Source organism: Sphingobium sp. CR28 (assembly GCF_052327305.1).
Taxonomy (GTDB): domain Bacteria; phylum Pseudomonadota; class Alphaproteobacteria; order Sphingomonadales; family Sphingomonadaceae; genus Sphingobium.
The window spans coordinates 1,314,637-1,336,898 of sequence record NZ_CP182486.1 but is presented as its reverse complement, the minus strand read 5'-3'; the positions used below and the strand labels follow the sequence as shown (position 1 = coordinate 1,336,898).

At 62.0% G+C, this 22,262-nt stretch carries 25 protein-coding genes; 9 read left to right on the top strand and 16 right to left on the bottom strand.

From position 1 onward, the window contains the following. Window positions 1-69: 69 nt before the first annotated feature. Window positions 70-1,245 carry a glycosyltransferase family 2 protein gene (locus ACNAOH_RS06310; protein WP_443971904.1) on the bottom strand — a complete coding sequence of 392 codons (1,176 nt, stop codon included), beginning with the start codon at window positions 1,243-1,245 and terminating at the stop codon, window positions 70-72. Continuing rightward, window positions 1,245-2,480, bottom strand: coding sequence for a glycosyltransferase (locus ACNAOH_RS06305; protein WP_443971903.1), 1,236 nt, complete (start codon window positions 2,478-2,480; stop codon window positions 1,245-1,247). Before ACNAOH_RS06305 ends, ACNAOH_RS06310 begins: the two co-directional genes overlap by 1 nt. Window positions 2,481-2,670: 190 nt before the next feature. Here ACNAOH_RS06305 and ACNAOH_RS06300 point away from each other — a divergent pair, with 190 nt between their 5' ends. After that, window positions 2,671-4,107 (top strand): oligosaccharide flippase family protein, encoded by a 1,437-nt coding sequence (locus ACNAOH_RS06300; protein ID WP_443971902.1) that lies wholly within the window; start codon window positions 2,671-2,673, stop codon window positions 4,105-4,107. Between the two features lie 100 nt (window positions 4,108-4,207). Here ACNAOH_RS06300 and ACNAOH_RS06295 read toward each other — a convergent pair whose 3' ends face one another. The 11 genes from ACNAOH_RS06295 to dapB all read right to left on the bottom strand — a co-directional run bounded on the left by ACNAOH_RS06295 (window position 4,208) and on the right by dapB (window position 11,678). After that, on the bottom strand, window positions 4,208-5,059 hold the full coding sequence (locus ACNAOH_RS06295; RefSeq protein ID WP_443971901.1) for an EpsD family peptidyl-prolyl cis-trans isomerase: 852 nt from the start codon (window positions 5,057-5,059) through the stop codon (window positions 4,208-4,210). 118 nt (window positions 5,060-5,177) lie between these two features. Beyond that, complete coding sequence (epsI, locus tag ACNAOH_RS06290) at window positions 5,178-5,900, bottom strand: exosortase-associated protein EpsI, V-type (protein WP_443971900.1); 723 nt, start codon at window positions 5,898-5,900, stop codon at window positions 5,178-5,180. Then, window positions 5,893-6,756 (bottom strand): exosortase V, encoded by an 864-nt coding sequence (gene xrtV, locus ACNAOH_RS06285; RefSeq protein WP_443971899.1) that lies wholly within the window; start codon window positions 6,754-6,756, stop codon window positions 5,893-5,895. The genes epsI and xrtV overlap by 8 nt, the downstream gene beginning before the upstream one ends. A gap of 551 nt (window positions 6,757-7,307) precedes the next feature. After that, on the bottom strand, window positions 7,308-7,862 hold the full coding sequence (locus ACNAOH_RS06280) for a hypothetical protein (RefSeq protein WP_443971898.1): 555 nt from the start codon (window positions 7,860-7,862) through the stop codon (window positions 7,308-7,310). Beyond that, complete coding sequence (locus ACNAOH_RS06275; protein WP_443971897.1) at window positions 7,859-8,356, bottom strand: lysozyme; 498 nt, start codon at window positions 8,354-8,356, stop codon at window positions 7,859-7,861. The genes ACNAOH_RS06280 and ACNAOH_RS06275 overlap by 4 nt, the downstream gene beginning before the upstream one ends. Beyond that, entirely contained in the window at window positions 8,349-8,642 is a 294-nt protein-coding gene (locus ACNAOH_RS06270) for a DUF7940 domain-containing protein (protein ID WP_443971896.1), read from the bottom strand. Before ACNAOH_RS06270 ends, ACNAOH_RS06275 begins: the two co-directional genes overlap by 8 nt. Next, window positions 8,639-8,920, bottom strand: a complete 282-nt coding sequence (locus ACNAOH_RS06265; RefSeq protein WP_443971895.1) for a hypothetical protein — start codon at window positions 8,918-8,920, stop codon at window positions 8,639-8,641. The genes ACNAOH_RS06270 and ACNAOH_RS06265 overlap by 4 nt, the downstream gene beginning before the upstream one ends. Further along, the gene (locus ACNAOH_RS06260) at window positions 8,917-9,777 is read right to left on the bottom strand and encodes a phage head spike fiber domain-containing protein (protein ID WP_443971894.1); all 861 of its coding nucleotides are present in this window, start codon (window positions 9,775-9,777) and stop codon (window positions 8,917-8,919) included. The genes ACNAOH_RS06265 and ACNAOH_RS06260 overlap by 4 nt, the downstream gene beginning before the upstream one ends. Window positions 9,778-9,905: 128 nt before the next feature. Continuing rightward, entirely contained in the window at window positions 9,906-10,172 is a 267-nt protein-coding gene (locus tag ACNAOH_RS06255; RefSeq protein WP_443971893.1) for a spike base protein, RCAP_Rcc01079 family, read from the bottom strand. Between the two features lie 103 nt (window positions 10,173-10,275). After that, window positions 10,276-10,920 (bottom strand): endonuclease III, encoded by a 645-nt coding sequence (gene nth, locus ACNAOH_RS06250; protein ID WP_443971892.1) that lies wholly within the window; start codon window positions 10,918-10,920, stop codon window positions 10,276-10,278. 5 nt (window positions 10,921-10,925) lie between these two features. Further along, window positions 10,926-11,678 carry a 4-hydroxy-tetrahydrodipicolinate reductase gene (gene dapB, locus ACNAOH_RS06245; protein WP_443971891.1) on the bottom strand — a complete coding sequence of 251 codons (753 nt, stop codon included), beginning with the start codon at window positions 11,676-11,678 and terminating at the stop codon, window positions 10,926-10,928. Between the two features lie 40 nt (window positions 11,679-11,718). On the opposite strand from dapB, the gene ACNAOH_RS06240 reads away from it, so the two are divergent. From ACNAOH_RS06240 to ACNAOH_RS06210, 7 genes are all read left to right on the top strand, one after another. Further along, window positions 11,719-12,432, top strand: a complete 714-nt coding sequence (locus ACNAOH_RS06240) for an NAD-dependent deacylase (protein WP_443972063.1) — start codon at window positions 11,719-11,721, stop codon at window positions 12,430-12,432. A gap of 28 nt (window positions 12,433-12,460) precedes the next feature. After that, window positions 12,461-13,132 carry an MBL fold metallo-hydrolase gene (locus ACNAOH_RS06235; protein ID WP_443971890.1) on the top strand — a complete coding sequence of 224 codons (672 nt, stop codon included), beginning with the start codon at window positions 12,461-12,463 and terminating at the stop codon, window positions 13,130-13,132. Between the two features lie 206 nt (window positions 13,133-13,338). Beyond that, on the top strand, window positions 13,339-13,518 hold the full coding sequence (rpmF, locus tag ACNAOH_RS06230) for a 50S ribosomal protein L32 (protein ID WP_443971889.1): 180 nt from the start codon (window positions 13,339-13,341) through the stop codon (window positions 13,516-13,518). Window positions 13,519-13,553: 35 nt separating this feature from the next. After that, window positions 13,554-14,600 (top strand): phosphate acyltransferase PlsX, encoded by a 1,047-nt coding sequence (gene plsX / locus ACNAOH_RS06225; protein WP_443971888.1) that lies wholly within the window; start codon window positions 13,554-13,556, stop codon window positions 14,598-14,600. After that, on the top strand, window positions 14,597-15,568 hold the full coding sequence (locus ACNAOH_RS06220; protein ID WP_443971887.1) for a beta-ketoacyl-ACP synthase III: 972 nt from the start codon (window positions 14,597-14,599) through the stop codon (window positions 15,566-15,568). The genes plsX and ACNAOH_RS06220 overlap by 4 nt, the downstream gene beginning before the upstream one ends. Before the next feature lie 182 nt (window positions 15,569-15,750). Next, window positions 15,751-16,047: an integration host factor subunit alpha gene (locus ACNAOH_RS06215; protein WP_443971886.1), complete on the top strand. Its 297-nt coding sequence runs from the start codon at window positions 15,751-15,753 to the stop codon at window positions 16,045-16,047. A gap of 47 nt (window positions 16,048-16,094) precedes the next feature. Beyond that, complete coding sequence (locus tag ACNAOH_RS06210) at window positions 16,095-16,517, top strand: MerR family transcriptional regulator (protein ID WP_443971885.1); 423 nt, start codon at window positions 16,095-16,097, stop codon at window positions 16,515-16,517. 3 nt (window positions 16,518-16,520) lie between these two features. Here ACNAOH_RS06210 and ACNAOH_RS06205 read toward each other — a convergent pair whose 3' ends face one another. The 3 genes from ACNAOH_RS06205 to ACNAOH_RS06195 form a co-directional block, all read right to left on the bottom strand. Continuing rightward, complete coding sequence (locus tag ACNAOH_RS06205; protein WP_443971884.1) at window positions 16,521-17,060, bottom strand: SixA phosphatase family protein; 540 nt, start codon at window positions 17,058-17,060, stop codon at window positions 16,521-16,523. After that, window positions 17,057-19,822, bottom strand: a complete 2,766-nt coding sequence (locus ACNAOH_RS06200; RefSeq protein ID WP_443971883.1) for an ATP-dependent DNA helicase — start codon at window positions 19,820-19,822, stop codon at window positions 17,057-17,059. Before ACNAOH_RS06200 ends, ACNAOH_RS06205 begins: the two co-directional genes overlap by 4 nt. A gap of 64 nt (window positions 19,823-19,886) precedes the next feature. Then, entirely contained in the window at window positions 19,887-20,321 is a 435-nt protein-coding gene (locus ACNAOH_RS06195; protein WP_443971882.1) for a PilZ domain-containing protein, read from the bottom strand. Between the two features lie 106 nt (window positions 20,322-20,427). Between ACNAOH_RS06195 and ACNAOH_RS06190 the strand changes: the two genes are divergently transcribed. Continuing rightward, window positions 20,428-22,035, top strand: coding sequence for a lysine--tRNA ligase (locus tag ACNAOH_RS06190; RefSeq protein WP_443971881.1), 1,608 nt, complete (start codon window positions 20,428-20,430; stop codon window positions 22,033-22,035). Window positions 22,036-22,262: the final 227 nt, after the last annotated feature.

The window sequence follows — 22,262 nt, the reverse complement described above, 5'->3', positions numbered from 1 at the left end:
TTTGTTGTGGGCGCTCGAAGGCAGTTTTGTATCCCGTTTGGGATACAAAACTTGTGGGCCCCAGCTTTACTACTCGCCCGCTCGCTTGGTTCGTACCCACTCACTTTCGCGCTTCCGCACAAGGCGGAGATAGACTGGCAATTTCCAGAGCAGGTACAGGGGGATGCGAGCAAGGGTGCTGCCTCGCACGGCCTCCCGGCCGTTCAGCGCCCAGTTAAGCGCTAGCAGAAAGGCAACCGCACCAAGCGCGCAAGCGCAGACTATGGCGGGTGTCCATTGTGCCCCGACCAGCGCGAGGAGTACGCACAGCGCCATAGCCAGCCCGCCCAGAGTGACGAGCAGAGCGAGCGGAGGAACCAGCAGATGAAGGCCAAGCCAGGCAAGGCCGGGCCTGCCCTGCCTGAGCCCCTCGATAAAGAGCGGGATTGCTCGGCGGGTCGCGGTTTGGACAAAGCCGTGTTCCCAGCGCGTTCGCTGGGTCAGCGTGTCGGCGGCGTCGGCTGGGTCGCTCGTTATCAGCGCTTGCTCAACGAATATGGGCGAATGGCCATTTTGCGCGAAATGGATGCCTAAAGCCAAGTCTTCGACGAGATCGCTCGTGGCCAGTGGGGCGCTTTCGAAGAGTGTCCAGGGGAACGCCATGCCGGTGCCGCTCAGTAGAGCCGGCGCGCCGATCCGTGTGCTGCCGCGCTGCCGCACCTTGTTCTTGATGAGAAAGGCGAAGTTGGAAATCTGCACCATCGGGGCGTCGTCGGGGCGGGAGCGAAGCAGGTTGCAGCTTTGCACGGGGCGTTCGTTCGCCAGCGCGGCGTGACTAAGGTTCGCGATCGTGCCGGGTGCAACGAAACAATCAGCATCCAGCACCATGACGCTGTCTGGTGGATTTGCGCGTAGCCAGTCTCTTCCGAAGGCGAGGGCGTGGCCTTTGCCGCGTTGCGTCGCGTTTTGGCGCTCGATGACCTCTGCGCCTGCTTCTCGCGCACGCATTGCCGTTTGGTCTTTGCAGTTGTCCGCCACGACGAGCAGGCGAACGCTCTCGTTGAGTTCAGGCTTCAGCGCCGCGATAGTGGCCGCGATTCCCAACTCCTCATTGTGCGCGGGCATCAGGATCGTCGTCCGGGCGGCTTGCCCGTCTCGTGTGGGCTGGGGGCGTCTTGGCTTGAGACCAAAAGCCAGTTCGGCGCCCAATATGCCATTCAGGGCTACTATCGGCGCAGCGATCAGCCAGGAGAAGAGCGTTAGCATTATGCGCGCGTGACCTGAGTTGTGTGCAGCTGCTCTATCGTCTGGAGTAAGGCTGCGCCGTTCTTGCCGGCATCGTGGTCGGCGAGCACGCGCGCGCGGCCCTTTTGGCCCATGTCATCGAGTAGCGCCGGCTGCGCGGTGACCGCCGCGATCATCGCATCGGCAATGGCTTCCACGTCCCCGGCGGGAATCAGCCAGCCGCAGCTTTCATCGACGAGTTCTGGAGTGCCGGCGATCCGACTGGCGATGACGGGCCGACCGAGGGCCAGCGCTTCCATGATGACCACCGGGAGTCCCTCCGCGAAGCTCGGCAGGATCATGGCACGTGCCGAGAGAATTTCTTCGCGCACCCGGTCGCTGGTTGCCCAGCCGGTGATGCTGATACTGTCTGACAGGCCGAGCGTCGCGATCTGTGTCTCGATCTCGTCGCGCATTTCGCCATCACCCACCAGCGTCAAATGAAAGGCGTGACCGCGATCGCGCACGAGGCTGGCCGCCTCGATGAGAAGCGGCAGGCCTTTCTGGGCGCTTAGGCGGGCCACGCAGCAGAGTCTGGGCTCCGTTGGGGCAGGGCGACGCGCCTGATTAGCGCGGAAACTCTCGTCAACGCCGCACCGCGTAACGATCAGGCGGGACCAGTGACGGGGATCGCTCCAGCGCATGAGTTGGCTACGCCCGAAGCTGCTGATCGCGACGCATGCCAGGGCCTCGGTGATCTTGCCACCCAGGTCGAGGCCACGTGGGTTATCGAACTCGTCCGGGCCGTGCACCGTGAAGCTGTACGGTGGCCCGCCGAGCCGCCGAACCAGCCGAGCAACCGACGTAGCATTCGTGCCGAAATGGACGTGCAGATGTGCAATCTTGCCCGATTGGAGCCGAGGTGCGAGCCAGCATGCCTCGGCTAAATAGGCGAGATGGGCAACGATGCCCCGGTCGGATCGGCGCGCCATGGTCAGAGTGCAGGCCAGCGCGGACGCGAAACGAAAGGGTGCGCGGATTGCCGTGCGGAGCGTCGCTATTGCCAGCGTCGCGCCGCCTTGTGCGAGGATGAAATGAGTCCGCGCTCTCTCGGCCTGATCGCGCGGGTCGGGCAGGTTGTCCGGAGCGTTGCGTAGGGAATAGCGCGTTACCTGCGCGCCTGCTTCCTCCACCGCTGCGATTTCACGGCGAATGAAGCTATGGCTCACGGCCGGATATTGCGTGGTGAGGTAGGCGACGCGCATATCGCTGGCCAAATTGCTCCAATCTCAGCCCGCCTGTTTGTCGCCGTTCTGGCGCGGTCGGGCGGTCCGATCGGCTCCATGGCCGCGCATGAGCGCGCGCATTTGAATCCGTGCGAACGCAAAGGCATTGGCCTGCGGGCTAAACTCTGTCAATTGGCGCGTGACATTGCATGTCGGGCGCTAACCTTATTTCAAACGCTACATGCCACAGGCGATAAAAAGGCGGGCCAGGAAAGTGCGTGGCGTGATTGAAAACTGGTTGAGCAGTTGTCGGGGCAGAGCCCAGGCCATGCTGGGAATGGCGCGAGACGACGGCTCGCTCAAAGGGCGGATTGTACGGAACGCCTCTTGGGTTGGTGTGAGCTACGGTTCTGAACTAGTGCTGCGCTTCGGCTCCAGTCTGATCGTTACCCGCCTTCTCGAACCGAGCGTCTTCGGCCTTATTTCCACGGTTTCGATTTTCCTCACAATCGTATTCATGCTCTCCGATCTCGGTCTTCGTCCGATCGTGTTGACGCACAAGCGCGGCGATGATCCGGATTTTCTGAGCAGCGTCTGGGTGCTCCAGATCTTCCGGGGCGTCATTCTCACGTTGCTGTTGGTTGCAATGGGACTGACATGGCACGTTGCGCAGCAACGGGGCTGGATAGCGGCGGGGAGCAGCTACGCGGATCCCTTGCTTCCCGGACTTCTCGCGTTCGTGGGTCTGTGCCTGCTGTTCGGGGGCTTCAATTCCATCAACGAGTTCCGCCTTGCCCGCCATCTGGAGCAGGGTGCCGTCACGCGCATCGACATCGTGAGCAAGACGGCGACGACGATCGCCAACATCGTGTTCGCCTTTTTCCTGCGTTCCGTGTGGGCGCTTGCGATCCCCATGGTGCTGGGCGCGATCATCCGTTCCGCCCTGTCGATGCGATTGCCCGGGCCGAAGATGCGCTTTCGTGTCAACTGGGCGGACTTGAAGGAAGTTTTTGGTCATTCGCGCTGGATCGCCATCACCAGCCTGCTCACTGTCATCACTCTTTCGGCAGACAAGCTCATCATTGGCTATGCCTTCGGGCTGACGGCTCTTGGCATCTACTCTATTGCTTTTGCGCTGTTCGACGCCGTGCAGAACCTGCCGCTAAAGTTCAATTCAGCGGTCAGCATCTCGGTGATGAAGGCGCTGGAAAACCACGATCGGGAGGCTTTCCGAGCACAATATTATCGCTTTCGGCTACCAATCGACCTTTACAGCATCGCTTTTGGCCTTGGCTTTGCGATCTTCGGCCAGCTGATGATCACGCTCATGTATGATCCGCGCTACGCCAGCGCCGGTCATTATCTGCAGATCTTCGGCATCGCCCTGCTGCTCCTGCCCTTTGCAGTCACGGCGAACATCCTAATTGCTGCCCAGCGCTTCAAATATACGTTTTTCGTGACCTTGCTGAAGGGCATCAGCTTCCTCGTTGGGCTCGCAGTATGCGCCTATTTCAAGTCGCTGACCGGACTCGTCTTCGTCGTCGGTTTGCAGCGCCTGCCCGAGATTCTCGTCTATCTCCTGGCGCCGGGGTCAGGCATTCCGTTCTCGCTCAAGCGCGACGGTGTGCTGCTCGGCTTGGCGACCTTAGTAACTGTGGGCCTCGCGCTGCGCTGGTAGAGCAGCGCGTCCAGCCACACGTCAAAGCAATGGGGACGATCCGCGCCAGCGCATCGTCCCCATTCCCTTAGTCAGAACTGACCTTCAATAATCGAATGCGTCAGCTCTTGGCGGGGCTGCCCTTTGTATCGGCCTTCGGCGCTTCGTAGCCGGCCTGATACTCGATCTTCGCCTTCGCCTTGGCTTCCTTCAGGCGATCTTCGCCAATCTTGTTGAGGCTCTGTGCACGCAGGGCTTGTGCCGCGATCGGGCGCGCCCTTTCAGGAGGCAGCGCGACCTTCTCAGTGCCGGTTACTACGCTCACGACGACCTTGTTGCCTTGCGGAACGATGAAAGGCTCACCAGCGGGCAATGAATTGATGCGGCTGATGATTTGCTCGGGCACGACGGCGGAATCGAGCGCGCCCTTACCCTGCTCGAACTTGATTCCCATCGCGGTCAGGCGGGTGGCGACATCCTCGATCGAATTGGCCGACTCCAGCTCCTTCAGGCGGTTGGCATCGGCCGGCATGTCGAACTGCAACTGGTTGAGCGCATAACGCGTCCGGTCGGCGAACATGGCGGGATGCTCTGCAATGAACTTGTCGACTTCCGCATTGCCCGGCACGGGAACGGTATCCATGGCCTTCTTGCCATACATGGAGACGAGCAACTGCTCGTCCATGCGGCGTTCCTGGCTGATGTACGTGGGGTCGCGGTCGATTCCGGCTTCCTTGGCGGCCTGCGCCAGAAGACGGCGATCGATCATCTTCTGGAGGATTTGGGCACGCGCCGCCTGCTTGTCGGCATTGGCCGGCAGGTTCATTTCGGCGATTTCGGCATTCAGCTCGTTGAGAGTGATCTCCTCGCCATTCACTACGGCGACGACTTGTCCCTCCGCCTTCTTCTGGCAGGCGGACGCCGTAAGCAGAACCGCCAGCAGGGCGCTGGAGGACATGATCTTCTTGTTCATTGATGATCTCCGATCAGGCATAAGTATAGTATTTAAGAGTTTCCACAGCGAGATTCACGCAGCCGCCACAGTCTGAATGATGCAGGTGATGGCGCAGAGTAAAGCTGCATTTTGTATCCTATTGTCCGACGAGGAGTTGCAATCCACGCGGGCTCAAACTCACCAGCAATTCTTCCATGAAGCGCTTGAGGGCGGCCTTTGCTTGGTGGTTGGCATCGGAAAACACGGATGCGCGTACCAGGACTCCGTCGGGAATTTCGCCACGGAGATTTGCCTTGACCACAGCAAGGCGCTGGTCGAGCCAGCTATTCGGCAGATAATCGCCCAGCCGGGTCCAGTAGAATACATATTCCGAGCGCTGCGGACTACTGGCGGCAAAAGATCGCGTATTGATCTCGCGTCCGTCCGGCAGCCGGAGTGGCGAGAGCACCGTGTCGGTCAGTTTGAAACCGCCAGCGGGATAGCAAATTTCCGGTCGATGCAACTGCAGCAGGCCGTTCTGGATGCTGCTATAGGCAATGAGTAGCGCGACCGATGGCTTGTTCGGCGCTGTGTAGATTCGCGTGAACACCTGATCATAAAGCGTTTCGGATAATTCGTCCGGCGGCGGCATGACGAGGCCGGACGATGTGAGAAACTGCCACTCGCCCACATGAGTTGGGATGAGCTTTTCCAGTTCGTCATCCTTGATCGGTTTGTGCGTAGGCTGCGGCTGGCGAATATAGCCGATGCCGGACGCAAGGAGCAGCGCTCCACCCATCATCATATTCCGGCGGCTGACTCCTCGCGCTCCGAGGGGGCCGGGAGCGTCGGCATCGATTGGGACGGTGGCTTCAGCCATGCGCAAGCTTTCGATGGCTGTAGCGCTGCCACAGCGGTTGGATGAGGGCGTCGAGCGCGAAGATGGTGAGCAGTGCCGTCACAAACATGGTGAGGCCTGCAAAATTGTGGAGGAAGCCCTGCGCCGCTGACTCGCCGCCATAATAGGTCAGCAGAATGAGAATGAGGATTCTCACGAAGTTGGCGAACACCGCTACCGGCACGATCATCAACAGCAGGATGAAGGCGTAGCGCCAGTTCTCCTGATGGCGGACATAGACGTAGAAGAGCGATATGGCCGACAGCGAGACAAGCGAGTTGAGACCCGAGCAGGCCTGCGCCACGAAGAGCTGATACTGGCCGATCTGCATGGTGACTCCGGCGCCGGCGATGGGGTAACCAAGGGTGTAAAGAAGCTTCACTGCCGCCTCGGACAGGCCGATCTTGAGCGGCTGTGTCACTGCAGCCACGAGCGTCTCCGGCGGCGGAAACACGAAAAGCAGGTAAAAGAGTGGAAACCAGAGCAGCTTCATCGCTGCGCTGCCGATCGTGCTGTAGAGCACGACGAGAAGCAGCCCATACATCCAGAAGCCCTCGACCTCGACGATCTGGGTGACCCGCGCCACTATGTAGCCGATCAGCAGGGGAATGAAGAAGAGCATGACGCGCCCGACCGGCGCGGGTCGCATGACCGGCACGGCCTCGCTCCACTTTCGCACGAGGAACCACAGGCCCGTCGCGAGCACGATCGGGCCGTGGCCACCTTCCTCGGTCGACCAGCTTGCCTTGGCGACGAAGATGATTGTGGGGATGAAGACCGCGAGGGCGCCAGCTGCAAGGAGCGGATTGCGTATAATCCAGCTCTGTAGCGCCGCCATGGGATGCTGCTTGTTCAAAACCTGAGTGCCGTGCACAGACCGCTCCACCCGCGCATGATGAATACAGGTGCCTCCCCTTGGCGAAAAATCTCGCCAGTCCGCACACGTCCCTGTTGGATCATTAACAATTCCCTACAGCGAAGAGAGAGTGCGCACAAGCGTGGTAACCAAGCATTCCGGCAGCTCTCGGGAAGGTTGCGTTCCCGCAGGCCGTAATTGCCCAACGCTTAAGAAAGCGTGTTGCAAGGTTTATAAACTACAGCCCTCTTTTCGCTGGCCTAGGCGGTGTGGCCGAATTCCGCATGGTCGTGGCTTGAGTCAAAACGGGCAAGAGCAAGAAGAGAGCGAGGCGAATAGTGGGACTATTGAACGAGCGAACGACGATGCTCTTGCCTGTTTTGGCCAAGTCCTTCGGATGGCGCGCTGCGGGTGAAGGGCGTCGTCGCTCCGCTCATCCGGGGCGCCCTCCCCGCATTTCGCAGATCTCCTTGCCCTTCATCCAGCATCACGCCACCACGGCTTATGCGGAATTTGTCCACACCGCCTAGGTTTCAGAACAGAGACCCGGTTTCTTGGCGCTCAGTCGCGGGCCGTGGCGTTGGGGCCATGTCGCCCTTTTCCATTATGACGCGCGCCCAGCTCTGCGCGTTTTGCAGGCGCGCCGTGTTGTCGGCGCAGATGAGCGCGTCGGCTTGCGTTATGATGAGGGTTTCAGGAGAAAGGCGGGCACTTCGACTAGTTCCGTCAGAGCCTGTGGAAGCGGAGGCATTCTGGGGCAGGCCGGCGCTGCCGGCAGAACCGTGATCGGCGGTGGCCTTCCGCAGGACGAGACTGCGATAGCGCTCGCGCAAATCAGCAAGCGCCGCGTCGGTCTGTTGCCGGACAGCTTCATGCTCGTTTTCCTTTTTCGTAGCTGCCGCAGCGGCCAGCGCCTGCGCGGCCTTCTGTGCGCGCATGAAAGTCTCTTCCTGTTCGGCTTTTTGCGCACGGCAGGCCAGGAGCGCGGAGAGGTGGCTTTCACGCAGCGTGTCGATTCGCCAGACCCATGCACCACCGGCCAAAAGCGAGCCGGCCCCCGCCAGAGCGAGGAGGTGTCGGGGCGTCATGTTGCGCCTTCGAGGCATAGCGCCCGTTCGCTGCGCCGCCGTTCGACCAGACCTGGTATGACCCGGCCGCCGGCGCGGTTCCACAGGAGGAAAGCGTCGCACCCCGCGCGCCAATCCCCCGCCCTGAACATGCGGGCAACGGTCGACCGACAAAAGGCGGTCACGCCGATATTATAGGCAAGGCTGATCGAGGCGGCGAGCGGGCGGGGCCTGCGGTCGAGTGCTGGTACGCACGCAAGCACGCCCGTGCCATAAGTGGACCGGATCGCCGTCTCCAGAAGCGCGCGGCATTCCTTAAGGGTATAGCGGCGCATCGCCACGCGTGTTTCACCCGTGCACACCGTCCACACGCCCACGACATCACGGTAGGGTGAGAGCTGCGTCCCTTCCCACCGCTCGATCAGCGTGGTTGCAAGCACCATGGACCCGGCCACAAGCGCGGTGGCAGAGGCGACGCCAGAGGGAGTCGCGCGCCGTCTCGCTGGTTCAGTCATGGCGTGAGACACCCTGCTTGAGGAACCGCGCGGCAATCGCGCTGAGGCCCAGAAGGATAGGGAGCCAGCGCACGACGGCAGGGGGCATCATGGCGCGCAACTCGGGTGGTAGCGAAGCCCAGATCTGTGCCAGTTCGTTTGGCAGCGCCGCGAAAACCGTGCCCGCGGCGACTGCCAGTGCCTGAATGCGGACGCTCCAGAAGCGCCAGCCCTCGCGCCATTCGTCGATGACGTGCTCCTGTAGAGCGCGCACTCCGCCTTTCATTGCACGAAGAGGCGGGGTCATTGTGCCCCTCCGCCAAGTGCGGCCGCCATCTCATCCTCGCTGGAGAAGCGGAGGAACGCCGTGAGCGGCCAGTCCGGCCTTGTGTCTCCGGCCATGACGAGTTGCGGGCTCTCAGGGTGGATCCGATAGATGTCGAGCGCGGGCGTCATGTCGCGGGAGGCGAGGTTGATATGACATCGCGGATCATACGCCGTGACGATCAAATGGCTCTCGCCGGTCTCCGGATCGATGGCGGTGTCCCAGTTCGTGGGAACGCGCAGCGGATAGACTATCGTCATGGCAGGAACTCCGCGGAAATGAGCCATGGTTTGGCGAGCGACGCGGCAGGGAGGAGCGCGACGCCATCCGTCGCCGTAAGTGACAGGGTCTGCGTGCTGCCGTCGTGGAAGGTGACACGCCAGGTGCCGGCGGGGCCGACAAGGCGGAGCTCATCTGCTGCTCGCGTGGCGGCCGTTGTCGTGGTGGGAATGTAGGATTCGAGACCGCCTCCGACGGTCACGCTGCCTCCCCACGCCAAAAGGGTGGTGTTGAGCGTGGTTGATGGCACTCGACCTGAACTGAGGCTGGTTATGGGGCTGAGTGCGATCGTGGGACTGCCGTTCGCGCCAGTCCCGGTCGCCATGTGAGCAATGGCAAGGCGATACCATCCGTCAGGATAAGCCTGAATGACTGCCGGGACGGTCGCGGTGCCAATGATCCCCCCACCCGTAAGCTGGAAGTTGGCGTATCCGCCCCCTCCGAACATCGCCTGAAAGCCGGTTATCTGTATCAGCGACTGCGTGCCGGCCTTCATGAAGACGGAACTGGTGTAAACCGTGCCCGAGGAGAGCAGGGCCGCATTCTCGAAGAACGAGATGCTGCGCGTTCCGGGTGTCCCGTCGAAGGTAAACAGTCCCGCTCCGTCTCCCCCTGCGGGATCGGGATTGTTGGTCGACGTTTTTGCGCCCCGGCTTATCTGCCACGAGGGATCGCTGGCAGTGGCGGACGCTGCGGAAATGTTCGTGTTCGCGGCTTCCAGCAGCAGGCCTCGATAAGCCAGTGTCGAGGGGTCATGGTCGAACCGCGCGGTGTCGATCTCCACGGCAACTAGGATGCCGGCACTATTGTGGCAGGTCGCGATGCTCGCCCTTGTCATGCTCGTCCCAGCCGGAAGAGCGCCTGGAACGGCGAAGGAGTAGAAGGGAGCAGGACTGGGTCCGCCGCTCCCTTTCGGGGAGGACCGGACCGCTGCTCTGCGCATTCCGAATCCATAGCGGCGGTTCATCAGGCCAGCCCCACAATGTCGGAGGCGGTGGTGCCGTTCGCCCGGATGAAGCGCGCCCGAATGTCGAGAATCTGTCCTGGGGAGACGTTCTTGAGCAGGACATCCGTGTTGGAATCAACCGCGCGCAGCATGATGTTGCCTCCCGTTCCGACGAAGATCGCCTTGGGGAGTGGATCGATCTCTGCAGTTGCGTGGGGGGTGATCGCGAAAGTGGTGCGCGCGGGGAGGGAGAGGGAGTCGCTCTGATATTCGAACCGGTCGGCCATATGTTCGCTCCGTGATTCGGCGAGTCATTCGCCAGACGGAGATGAGCCTAGTTTTGGCTCGTGTAGGAAAGAGAAAAGTTCCTATATGGTTCTCACGACCTATCTATATAAGCTTTTCCTTATATGTGCAGATGTCGACGATGATACAGCGCCCGCATTCGGGCTTTCGGGCTTTGCAGACATAACGGCCGTGGAGGATCAACCAGTGATGTGCGTCCACCCGAAATGGCTGGGGAACGCGCTTTTCCAGACCTTTCTCGACCGCGAGAACGGTTTTGCCGGGCGCCAGTCCCGTCCGATTGGCGACACGGAAGATGTGCGTATCGACCGCGAACGTCTCCGCGCCGAACGCCGTGTTCATAACGACATTGGCCGTCTTCCGGCCGACACCGGGGAGGGCGGTCAACGCCTCTCGGTCCTGCGGCACTTCACCGCCATGCTTGGAAATCAGCGCGTCCGAGAGGCTGATGACGTTCTTTGCCTTGGTGTTGAACAGGCCAATTGTGCGGATATGTTGTCGTAAGCCCTCTTCTCCCAGTGCAATCATCTCCTCCGGACTTTTAACATCTCGGAAAAGCGGTCGTGTCGCTTTGTTGACGCCGGCATCTGTCGCCTGCGCCGAAAGGACCACGGCAACAAGCAACTGGTAGACGTTGCCATATTCCAGTTCGGTTCTGGGCGCCGGGTTCGCCTCGGCAAGTCGGCTGAACAGCTCGAAAACCGCCGCGCAACTGAGAAGTCGGGCCATTGGGGTCAGATACCTAGTACGTCGCTCATCGTGTAGCGGCCGGGCGCCTTGCCTACGAGCCATTGCGCAGCCCGCACCGCCCCGCGTGCGAATATCCGGCGGTTCTCGGCCCGGTGACCAAGTTCGATGCGTTCGTCATCCCCTGCGAGCACCACCATGTGATCGCCTGCCACAGATCCGCCACGCAGGCTGGCATAGCCGATCGTGCCCGTTTCCCGTGCGTGGGGCTCGAAGCCGATACGGTTGAACCGGCTGAGGTCTTGGAGGGTCGCGCCTCGGCCGTCCGCCGCTGCCGTCCCTAGCAGCAGCGCGGTGCCGGAGGGCGCATCGACTTTGTGCCGGTGATGGGTCTCGACGATCTCAATGTCCCAGTCCGGCCCCAGCCGGTTGGTCGCCTCGCGCACGAGGTGGCTCAGCATCGCGATGCCAAGCGAGGTATTATAAGCCTGCACGATCGGGATAACTGTCGCGGCATCGTCTATCGCCTGGTGATCCTCCGCGAAGAGGCCGGTGGTGCCGATCATCAATGGCTTTCGCGCCTCGGTCGCTATCGCCAGATGGGCGCGAAGTCCCTCAGGCATCGTGAAGTCGATGAAGACATTTGCTGCCTGGACCAGCGCGGCAAGCGTCTGATGCTCGCCATGGATCCGTCCTTCGCGATCGATACCCCCTACGATCGTCACGTCCGGGGAGGTCGCCTCAAGGGTTATCGCCTGAGCCATGCGGCCCGTGACGCCGAAAATCCCTATAGCCGTCATATCTCTTGCGTCCCTCGCGTCAGGCCCCTTTGATATGCCGATGCCAGAGTCGTCCTCCATTGTCATCCTGACCGGTGCGGGAATTTCTGCCGAGAGCGGGGTCGCCACCTTTCGGGGTGCGGGTGGCCTTTGGGAAGGCCACCGTGTCGAGGATGTCTGTACCCCGGAGGCGCTAGCGGCCAATCCGGAACTCGTTCATCGCTTCTACGACATGCGCCGTGCCTTCGTGCAGACCGTGGAGCCCAACGCTGCTCATCTTGCGCTCGCCCAGCTCGATGCGGCCTGGGCAGGCTCTTTGCTCATCGTAACCCAGAATGTCGATGACTTGCACGAACGGGCTGGCGCTCGACGTCTCATCCATATGCATGGCGCGCATCTTTCTGCGCTTTGCGGGGATTGTGGTGCCCGTTTTCATTGGCGCGACCCGCTCCCGCCCGGCAGTATTTGCCCTTCCTGCGCCGCACCCGCAATGCGGCCGGATGTCGTGTTCTTCGGGGAGGTGCCCTACGGGATGGACAAGGTCGACGCGGCGCTTCGGGATTGCGATCTCTTCGTTTCCATTGGAACGTCAGGGGCTGTTTATCCTGCGGCTGGTTTCGTGAGACTGGCTGGCGCAATGGGCGCGGATACGCTGGAGCTCAATCTTGAACCTTCGCAGGGCAGCAGTTTCTTTGCCGAAAGCCGTTTCGGTCCTGCGAGCGAACTCGTGCCGGCCTGGGTCGAGGGGATGCTCAGCCGACATGCGCTTGCGTGAAGGGGGGCGGCTCGGCAAATGACAGTCCATGACCGATAGCCCCCCTTCGCTCCGTGCCACCTTCATCCCGGTAACGCCGCTGCAGCAGAACAGCACTCTGCTGTGGTGCACCCGCACCATGAAGGGCGCCTTGGTCGATCCCGGCGGAGATCTCGACAAGCTCAAGGCGGCGGTCGCGCAGCACGGGGTCACGCTCGAAAAGTTGCTGGTGACTCACGGGCATATCGATCATTGCGGGCAGACCGGGGAACTGGCTCGGGAACTCGGCCTACCAATCGAAGGTCCGCATGAGGCGGATCGCTTCTGGATCGCGCGTCTTGCCGATGACGGGCGTTCTTACGGCATAAATGGCGCGCCTTTCGAGCCCGATCGGTGGCTTGAAGATGGTGATACTGTGACGGTGGGCGATCTGGTTCTCGACGTCATTCACTGTCCGGGCCACACGCCTGGTCATGTCGTGTTCCACCACGCGCCTTCGCGACTTGCGATTGTTGGCGATGTTATTTTCCAGGGATCGATAGGTCGGACGGACTTTCCGCTCGGCAATCATGCGGATCTTCTGGAGGCGATCACCAAAAAGCTTTGGCCGCTTGGCGGTGAGACGGTCTTCGTGCCGGGGCACGGTCAACCCAGCACCTTTGCGCACGAGCGGGCGACCAATCCGTTCGTGGCTGATCGGGTGACGGGCCTTGTATCCTGAGGTAGTATCCTGAGGTGGTAGGGGATCAGCCCATGCCCTGATCGCTCAATGAATCGGTTGCGTCTGAGGAATAAACCGCTATAGGCGCACCTTCTCGTTTATGCCCCGGCCGCGCTGGCTGCGGCCCGTTGGGCCGTTGACACGAAAACTGGCGAAAACGGTGGCGTGTCGAAATTTTTTGAACGAATTACGGATACAGGTGCCTCATGGCTGTCCCTAAGAGAAAAACCTCGCCCTCCAAGCGCGGCATGCGTCGCAGCCATGATTCGCTGCGCGTGGAAGCGTTTCAGGAGTGCTCGAACTGCGGCGAGCTTAAGCGCCCGCACAACCTTTGCCCGTCCTGTGGGCACTATAACGGTCGCGAAGTCGTCGCGATCGGTGGCTGAGGCCCGGCTCGGGTCCATAGCCAGGAGCGCGTGAGATGAAGTCGCCGCGAATCGCCATCGATGCGATGGGCGGCGATGAAGGCGTGCGCGTCATGATCGCGGGCGCGGCACTGGCGCGCCGTCGCCATGAGGGTCTGAGCTTCACGTTGTTTGGCGACGAGGGGCAGATCAGGGCGGCCCTCGCCAATCATCCGAATCTCACTGCTGCGTCCGAGATCGTCCATACGGACGGTGTCATTTCGTCGTCGGACAAGCCCAGTCAGGCCATCCGCAAGACCAAGTCGAGTTCAATGGGACTTGCGGTGCAGGCGGTGAAGGAAGGCCGCTGCGGCGCTGCTGTCTCCGCCGGAAATACCGGTGCGCTGATGGCGATGGCGAAACTTTCGCTTCGTACCCTTCCGGGCATCGATCGCCCCGCACTTGCGGCGCTTCTGCCGTCGCTTGGCGATCACGACACCGTGATGCTTGATCTGGGCGCGAACACAGAGTGCGACGCCCGTAACCTCGTTCAGTTTGCTGTGATGGGCGCAGCCTATGCGCGCATCGTCCTGGACCTTGAGCGACCGCGCGTCCGGCTCCTCAATATCGGTACGGAGGATTTGAAGGGGACCGACGAGATCCGCGCAGCTTCAGCGATGCTGAAAAGCGCGAAGGGTCTGCCTTTGCGATTCGACGGCTTCATTGAAGGCGACAAGCTGGCTTCGGGCGAGACGGATGTAATTGTGGCAGAAGGTTTCGCCGGCAACATCGCCCTCAAGACGGCCGAGGGCACTGCCCGGTTCGTCACGGACGTTCTGCGTCGCGCTTTTACCAGTTCGTTGCGGTCGAAGGCGGGCTTTCTCTTGTCTCGCCCGGCGCTCCATCTTCTCAAGGTGCATCTCGATCCCAATAATCACAACGGTGCCGTCTTTCTCGGCCTCAACGGCATTGTCGTGAAAAGCCACGGTGGGGCGGACGAGAAAGGCGTTGCCAATGCGGTCCATGTCGCCGCGCGTCTTCTCGAAGATGACCTGACGGATCGCATTGCGGAAGATATCGGCCATATGGGGCACTTCGGCTCGGACTCGGTTGCAGCACAATGACTATCCGTTCGGTTATTCTCGGCACTGGCTCGGCCTTACCTGCGCGGCGCGTCGATAATCACGAATTGGCGACACGAGTGGACACGAGCGACGAATGGATCGTCGAGCGGACGGGCATTCGCTTTCGCTACATCGCGGGTGAAGGAGAGACGACGGCGAGTCTGGCCGCCGATGCCGCACGTGCCGCACTGGACACGGCGGGCGTGACTCCCGATAGCATCGACCTTATCGTGCTGGCCACTGCGACCCCCGATCAGACCTTCCCGGCCACCGCCACGATCGTTCAGGCCAAGCTCGGTATTCCCGATTGTATCGCCTTCGATGTGGCGGCGGTGTGCTCGGGTTTCCTCTACGCCCTTACAGTAGCGGACAACATGTTGCGGGCGGGTGGCGCCAAGCGCGCTCTTGTCATTGGCTCGGAAACGTTCAGCCGGATCCTGGACTGGGAGGACAGAACAACCTGCGTGCTGTTCGGCGACGGAGCGGGGGCGGTCGTCCTGGAAGCGCAAAGCGTGACTGCGGCTGACGGCCCCGGAATTCTCGCGTCGCGGCTTCACGCAGATGGCCGGCATAATGGCCTGCTATATGTGGATGGCGGCCCCTCTACCACCGGGACAGTCGGCAAGGTGCGGATGAAGGGCCAGGACGTCTTTCGTCATGCCGTCGTCAATCTCGCTGGGGTGCTGCGCGAAGTCATCAAGGACGCCGGGATCACACCGGACGACATAGATTGGGTCGTCCCTCATCAAGCAAACGCCCGTATTCTGGACGCTACCGCCCGCAAACTTGGTCTTCCGCCCGAAAAAATAGTGGTGACCGTCGATCGGCACGCCAACACGTCGGCGGCATCCGTGCCTCTCGCTCTTGATCTTGCCGTCCGCGATGGACGGGTCCAGCGCGGCGATTTGCTCGTTCTCGAAGCAATGGGCGGTGGCTTTACATGGGGCGCCTGCCTGCTGCGCTATTGAGCGCCAAGACTTCTTTGTGTGTTAATACGCTTTTGGTGATCGCACCAATCGTCGTTAACCAATGTTGCAAAGCTTGAAGAACTGCCGCAAAGAAAAGAGGACGCGGGCAGAGTCGAACAGCCGAAGTCCCGTTAGCACATTCACCGGGGGGCGAATGTGCGGAAGTGCATTAGGGGGCGCTAGTGAGTGGGGAAGAAACACTGACTCGAGCAGATCTTGCTGAGTTGATTAATCGTCATATTGGATTTTCACGGGCTGAGTCTGCGACGCTAGTTGAACAGATTCTCGAAGTCATGACGGATGCGTTTTTACGTGGTGAAAACGTCAAGATTTCCGGTTTCGGTACATTTGTTCTGCGGGATAAAAACGGACGAGTTGGCCGCAACCCCAAGACGGGAGTTGAAGTGCCGATAACGCCTCGTCGGGTTCTGACATTTCGTCCTAGCCAGATCATGAGGGATCGGATCACGACGCGTTGATTGATCGACGCATTGACCACCGCTGCGGATAAGTGAATATCCGCAGCATGGACAAGGCCGAAGACGCCTTCTTGACGATCGGTGAGCTGGCGCAGGAACTGGGCGTGCCGCAACATGTGCTCCGCTACTGGGAAACGCGATTTCCTCAGTTGCGGCCGTTGCAGCGTTCCGGAAACCGGCGCTACTACCGTCCGGCTGACGTTTCTGTTGCGCGCCGCATATACACGTTGCTGAATGTTGAGGGATTCACTGTCAGGGGCGCGCAGCGTGCACTCAAGGAGAGGGAGCCGCGGTCTTCCGCGCCGATGGAAGATGCATCAGCGATGGAGAACTTGGCTACGCAGCCTGAAAATTCCGTCTCTTCGCCCGCGTCCAGAGATAATATTCTCGGCAGAGATGATCTCGGTCTCCTCATCGCACGCCTCACTGACATCCGGGGCTTGTTGCAGGACGCCGTCGAGCCCGGCTGACTGTTATCTTTCTTGTGGACCAAGTGCGACATCGAGGTCTCTGGGGCGAACGAAATACCGGAAGCGTGCTCCGGTTCCCACATCGTGCCAGTCCAGAACGTCGCAGTCGAGCGCTGCGATGGAGGCAGTCGGGAACTTCTCCTCGACTGAGTGGCGCATAGTAGAGAGGCCGTCATCCGCGACCAGATCGAGAATGAGATCCTCGAGGCCCGGATTGTGGCCAACGAGCATCACGGTGTCGATCTGCTGGGGAAACTCGTGCACGATCTCGAGAAGGGTCGCGGCGGTAGCGAGGTAGAGACGGCGCTCCCAGTGGGGTCCTGGGCAGACCGGGAAGGCCACCCGAAAATGATCCAGTGTTTCCCGCACGCGCACGGCGGGCGAGGCAACGACCATGTCGCAGGATAGCGCTTGCTGGGCTGCCCAGCGCCCCATCAGGCGCGCGGCACGCTCTCCACGGGAATTGAGCGGTCTGTCGAAGTCCCGCATAGCGCCGTCGCTCCAGTCGGACTTGGCGTGGCGCAAAAGGATCAACCTTTTCATTCTATTTCCCGGCTGATTTCGATTGGGGAGCTCAAACTTGCTTCCTGCCCCATTTTCTCGGCGTCACCAAGTCGCTCTCGCACAGCCAGAATCGCCTCATCCAATGTGACCCGGCGGATCGGCACGTCCGGTGGGAACGCGGTTAGCAGGCGGCTCGGTAACGCGGCGGAAAGGATGACGAACTGGCCGGTATCGTCCGCGCTGCGGATCAGGCGCCCAAAAGCCTGCGCCAGACGCGCGCGCACCATGCGATCGTCGTGCGCAGCGCCTTCACCGCTCGCCAGCCGCCGCGCAGCGTTCAGCACAGAAGGTTTGGACCATGGCACACCTTCCATGACGACGAGACGCAATGAATCGCCCGGAACGTCGATGCCGTCACGCAGCGCATCGGTTCCAAGAAGAGACGCGCGCGGGTCATCGCGGAACATGTCGACCAACGTGCCGGGGTCGAGCGGGTCGACATGCTGCGCATAGAGCGGCAGCCCGGCTCGCGCGAGCCGATCCGCGATTCGAGCATGGACGGAGCGGAGGCGCCGGATCGCCGTGAAGAGGCCCAGTGTGCCGCCCCGAGCTGCCTCGATCAGCCGGGCATAGGCACCGGCCAGCGCCGCGAGATCGCCGCGCCGAATATCGGTAACGACCAGCACTTCGGACTGGTGCGCATAGTCGAAGGGACTCGGGATCGATACGATTTGAATAGGCCCGGCAATGTGAGTGGCACCCGTTCGAGCTTCGGCCGTCGACCAGTCGCCGCCAGCGCGCAGCGTGGCCGACGTGACCAGCGCGCCCTGCAGGGGTTGAAGAACGACCTCGGCAAGTGGCAGCGTGGGGTCGAGCCAGCGTCGATGCACGCCCATGTCGATTTCACGCCCCTCGATGCGATCCACCGCCAGCCAGTCGACGAAACGAGGGTCGGGCTCCCCTCCAAGTCTGAGCAGCAAGGCGATCCACCCATGAACGAGGTCGCAACGCCAGCCGAGCGCGGCCAGCGCGCCGTCGATGCGCGCGCGTGCCTGCCCGTCCAGCCAGTCCGGCGCATCTTCAAGAACAGCGGTGAGCCGGCGGGAGAGGCGTTGCAAGGGGGCACTGATCGCTTCCAGAGCACGGGCGGCGGAGGTCGCCGCGTCGATAAGATCACCGTCCACTTCCCCGACGTCCGTTTCCAACCCATATCCGGGATCCGCTTCGCCGTCGGGTCGCGCGGCCCGCGCCAGGACAGTATCACGCACGACGGACAGTAGTCGCTCAATCTCTCCCTCCGGGCCACGTTCCACGATGCGCCGCAACCACTCTTCACCTGGTAGTGCGCGCGCTGCTTCCCGAGCCGCGTCAATGGCTTCCGCGCCCTCCGCATCATAGCTGGCGACATCCGATAGGCGGGCAGCGAGTCCGCGCCGTCGACCCTTGCGGGCCGTTTCCGGGCCAATGATCCACCGGCGCAGTTCGATGGTTTCCTGTCCGGTCAGCGCGGCACCGAAAGTGGCGTCGGCCGCGTCGAAGAGATGGTGTCCCTCGTCGAAGATCAGCCGCGTCGGTGTTTCCTGCGTTTCTCGCCCTCTGGCCGCATTGATCATGACGAGCGCGTGGTTTGCGATCACCAGATCAGCCTGCTGGCTTGCCCTTGTCGTGCGCTCGATGAAGCAGGTGCGGTAATGCGGGCATCCCGCGTAAATGCACTCGCCGCGCCGATCAGTCAGCGCCGTAGCCCCGGCGCGGCGGAAGAGCGTGGGCAACCAACCGGGCAAATCGCCCCCCACCATGTCGCCATCCCGTGTGTAGGCGGCCCAGCGCGCAACGAACTGGGCGAGAACTGCAGCGCGCCCGGCAAAGCCTCCTTGCAGCGCGTCCTCCAGATTGAGGAGGCACAGATAGTTCTCACGCCCTTTCCGGATCACGACACGTGCCCGGAAAGTGGCGCCGTCGGCGTAACGGCGCTGCGCTTCCCGGTCGAGCTGGCGTTGCAGCGCCTTGGTGAAGGTGGAGATCCAGACCGTCCCGCCGGCGCTTTCCGCCCACAATGAGGCGGGCGCGAGATAGCCCAGCGTCTTTCCGATACCCGTCCCGGCCTCGGCCAGGACCATGTTCGGCATGTCGCGATTGGCGCGAGGCGCAAAGCTGGACGTGACGGCCTTTGCATAATCGGCCTGACCCGGGCGGATGCGCGTGGGGCTGCCGACGAGATCGCCCAACCGGTCCGTCACATCCTGCTCATCGAGCATCACATTGCGGGGAGGCTGACGCGGCGGCGCGTCCTCCCATTGCGGCAATCGACTGAAGAGCCAGCGTTCGCTTTCCTTCGGTTGTGCGATCAACCCGCGCAGCAGCGGCGCCCACGCCCAGCGATGCCGTTCCAGATTGCGTAATGCGGTCCATGCGCCTTCCCGTTCAGCCCAATCGGGTCGGCTGCACCACCCCAGCATTGCCCGGCCAATCTGGGCGATGCTCTCTGCCGCGTCATGATCGCCGACCGGCGCTTCCACGCCGAGGGGGCGGGCGAGGCCGGCAACGGTAGGCACGACGAAGCGCGCGGGAAAAAGAAAGGCGAAGAGCTCGAGGAGATCCAGCCCGGACAGATCGGGGTGATTGAGACGCGTGGCGACGAGAGGCGCGTTGGCAATGAGGTGCGGAGTGGATGCCGCACGCGAGATCGCTTCTGCCCGTCCGATCGCGAACGGTGCGCTCCCGTCCTCGTAGATCCAGATGCCGGCATGGCTGACGTGAAGCGCGGGAGGAAGCGGCGAAAGGGGCGAGGGGGAAACCACGGCCCCGCTCTAGCGGAGGTGGAGGTGAAAGGGAACGGTACGTGAACGGAGCGACGCGTCCTATTCAGCTCCCCGCGCGACGCCCGAACGCGGGGGCCGGAGCGCGACCGAAGACCCGTGTGGGCGCGCTCGATCGGACAAAAGGCTCCGGAGCGGGCTCACTTCTCAGCAGGCCGGTCATACCTGTCCTGCTCGGCATGACCGCAAGGCGATCGTAGAGCGGGCCATCGGCCAGCGGAAAGGCGAACTTGACGCCCATGCGATCGACCTCCGACCACATGCTCTGCGCGAAGATGGTCTGGCCCATATATTCGAACTGGAAACGCGTGCCCCGAGGCAGCGTGCACCCTAAAATCTGGGCGCCCTGCGCGCTGAGATCCACCAGCACGCCGTCCAGCGACTCGAGAACCGTGGTGATAGCGACGGGTATCTCGACTGTCAGGCGCTGGCTCTCGCGCTGGATCAACATGCGCTCAACACTCTCCAGGGGCAGGATCATCGGATGACCTTATGCGCGCCATTGGTAAACAATCGGGAAATCGTGACGCCCAGGGACCGATTTTCCTTTTGGGGTTGGTGACGCAAGACGCTAGGACGCCGCGATCATGACCGACACCCAGATTATCACCGCTCAGGCTCTTCGCGACGCCGCTCTCCAGTCCAAGGCATGGCCTTTCGAAGAAGCGCGCAAGGTGATGAAGCGGCTGGACGCCAACCCGTCGGCCAAGGGCCATGCGCTGTTCGAGACCGGATATGGCCCCTCGGGCCTGCCGCATATCGGCACTTTCAATGAGGTGCTGCGCACCACGATGGTCCGTCGCGCCTTCGAGGCGATGAGCGACATCCCTACGCGCCTCGTCGCCTTCTCCGATGACATGGATGGCCTCCGCAAAGTGCCGGACAATGTGCCGAACCAGGCGATGCTGACCGAGCATCTGGGCAAGCCGCTGACCGACATCCCCGATCCTTTCGGCAAGTATGAGAGCTTCGCGCATCAAAATAATGCGATGCTGCGCGCCTTCCTTGATCGCTTCGGCTTCGAGTATGAGTTCGTCTCCTCGACGGAGCGCTACAAGGCCGGTGCGTTCGACGAGGCGCTGCGGGGCGTGCTGCGAAACTATGACGCCATCATGGACATCATGCTCCCGACCCTTCGGGCCGAGCGCCGCGCCACTTACTCGCCGGTGCTGCCCATCAGCCCGACGAGCGGCATTGTGCTGCAGGTGCCGGTCGAGGTTGTCGATGCCGAGGCAGGGCTGGTGCGCTTCGAGGATGAAGGACGCACGATTGAGCAGTCGATCCTCTCCGGCGGCGCCAAGCTGCAGTGGAAGGTCGATTGGGCGATGCGCTGGGTCGCGCTCGATGTCGACTATGAGATGTACGGCAAGGATCTGACGGACAGCGGTGTGCAGTCCGGCAAGATCGCGCAGGTGCTGGGCGGCCGCAGGCCTGAAGGGCTGATCTACGAGATGTTCCTTGATGAGAAGGGCGAGAAGATCAGCAAGTCCAAGGGCAATGGGCTCAGCCTTGAGGAATGGCTGACCTATGGCAGCGAGGAGAGCCTTGCCTTCTTCGCTTATCGCGAGCCCAAGAGCGCCAAGCAACTCCACATCGGCGTGATCCCGCGCGCGGTGGACGAGTATGAGCAGTTTCGCGGCCAGTATGCCGCGCAGCCGATCGACAAGCGGCTCGGCAACCCGGCCCATCATGTCCATGCCGCGCGTGGAGAGGGGGTGCCTGCCGAAGGTCCGCCCGTCAGCTACGGTCTGCTGCTCAATCTGGTGGGCGTGATGGGCGCCGACGCGACGCAGGCGCAGGTCTGGGCCTATCTCGCCAATTATGCGCCGGGGGTGACGCCGGAAAGCGCACCGAGCCTTGCGGGCCTTGTCGAGAATGCGCTCGCCTATAATCGCGACTTCGTGGCGCCGACGCTGAAGCGCCGCAAGCCTGAGCCCAACGAGGCGCTCGCTCTTGCGGAACTCGACGCGCAACTTGTGAAGCTGGACAGCGCCGCAAGCCCCGAAGACATCCAGAACATCGTCTATGAGATCGGCAAGGACCAGCGTTACGGCTTCGAGGTGCTGCGCGACTGGTTCAAGGCGCTGTATCAGACGCTTCTCGGCGCAGACCAGGGTCCGCGCATGGGCAGCTTCATCGCGCTCTATGGCATCGAGAACAGCCGCCGGCTGATTGCCGAAGCCCTCGCCGAGTAGGCGCGGTCCCGCTACTGCCAGGCGCCGCTTCACGCCACGAAAGGTTCTGAAGGTTACACCTCTTGGAGCAAAAAAATCGGCCGTGACCATGTCTCCTTCGTTGGTCGCCCGAGGGCGCGCGACGGATCGTTGCATAGGCAGGTGAGTGTAGGACAGCCCTTGGGAGCCTGAACGGCGGGAAGGGCGCGCGGCGTGCCGTCTCTTGCCATCCTGCCCTATGCGGCCTA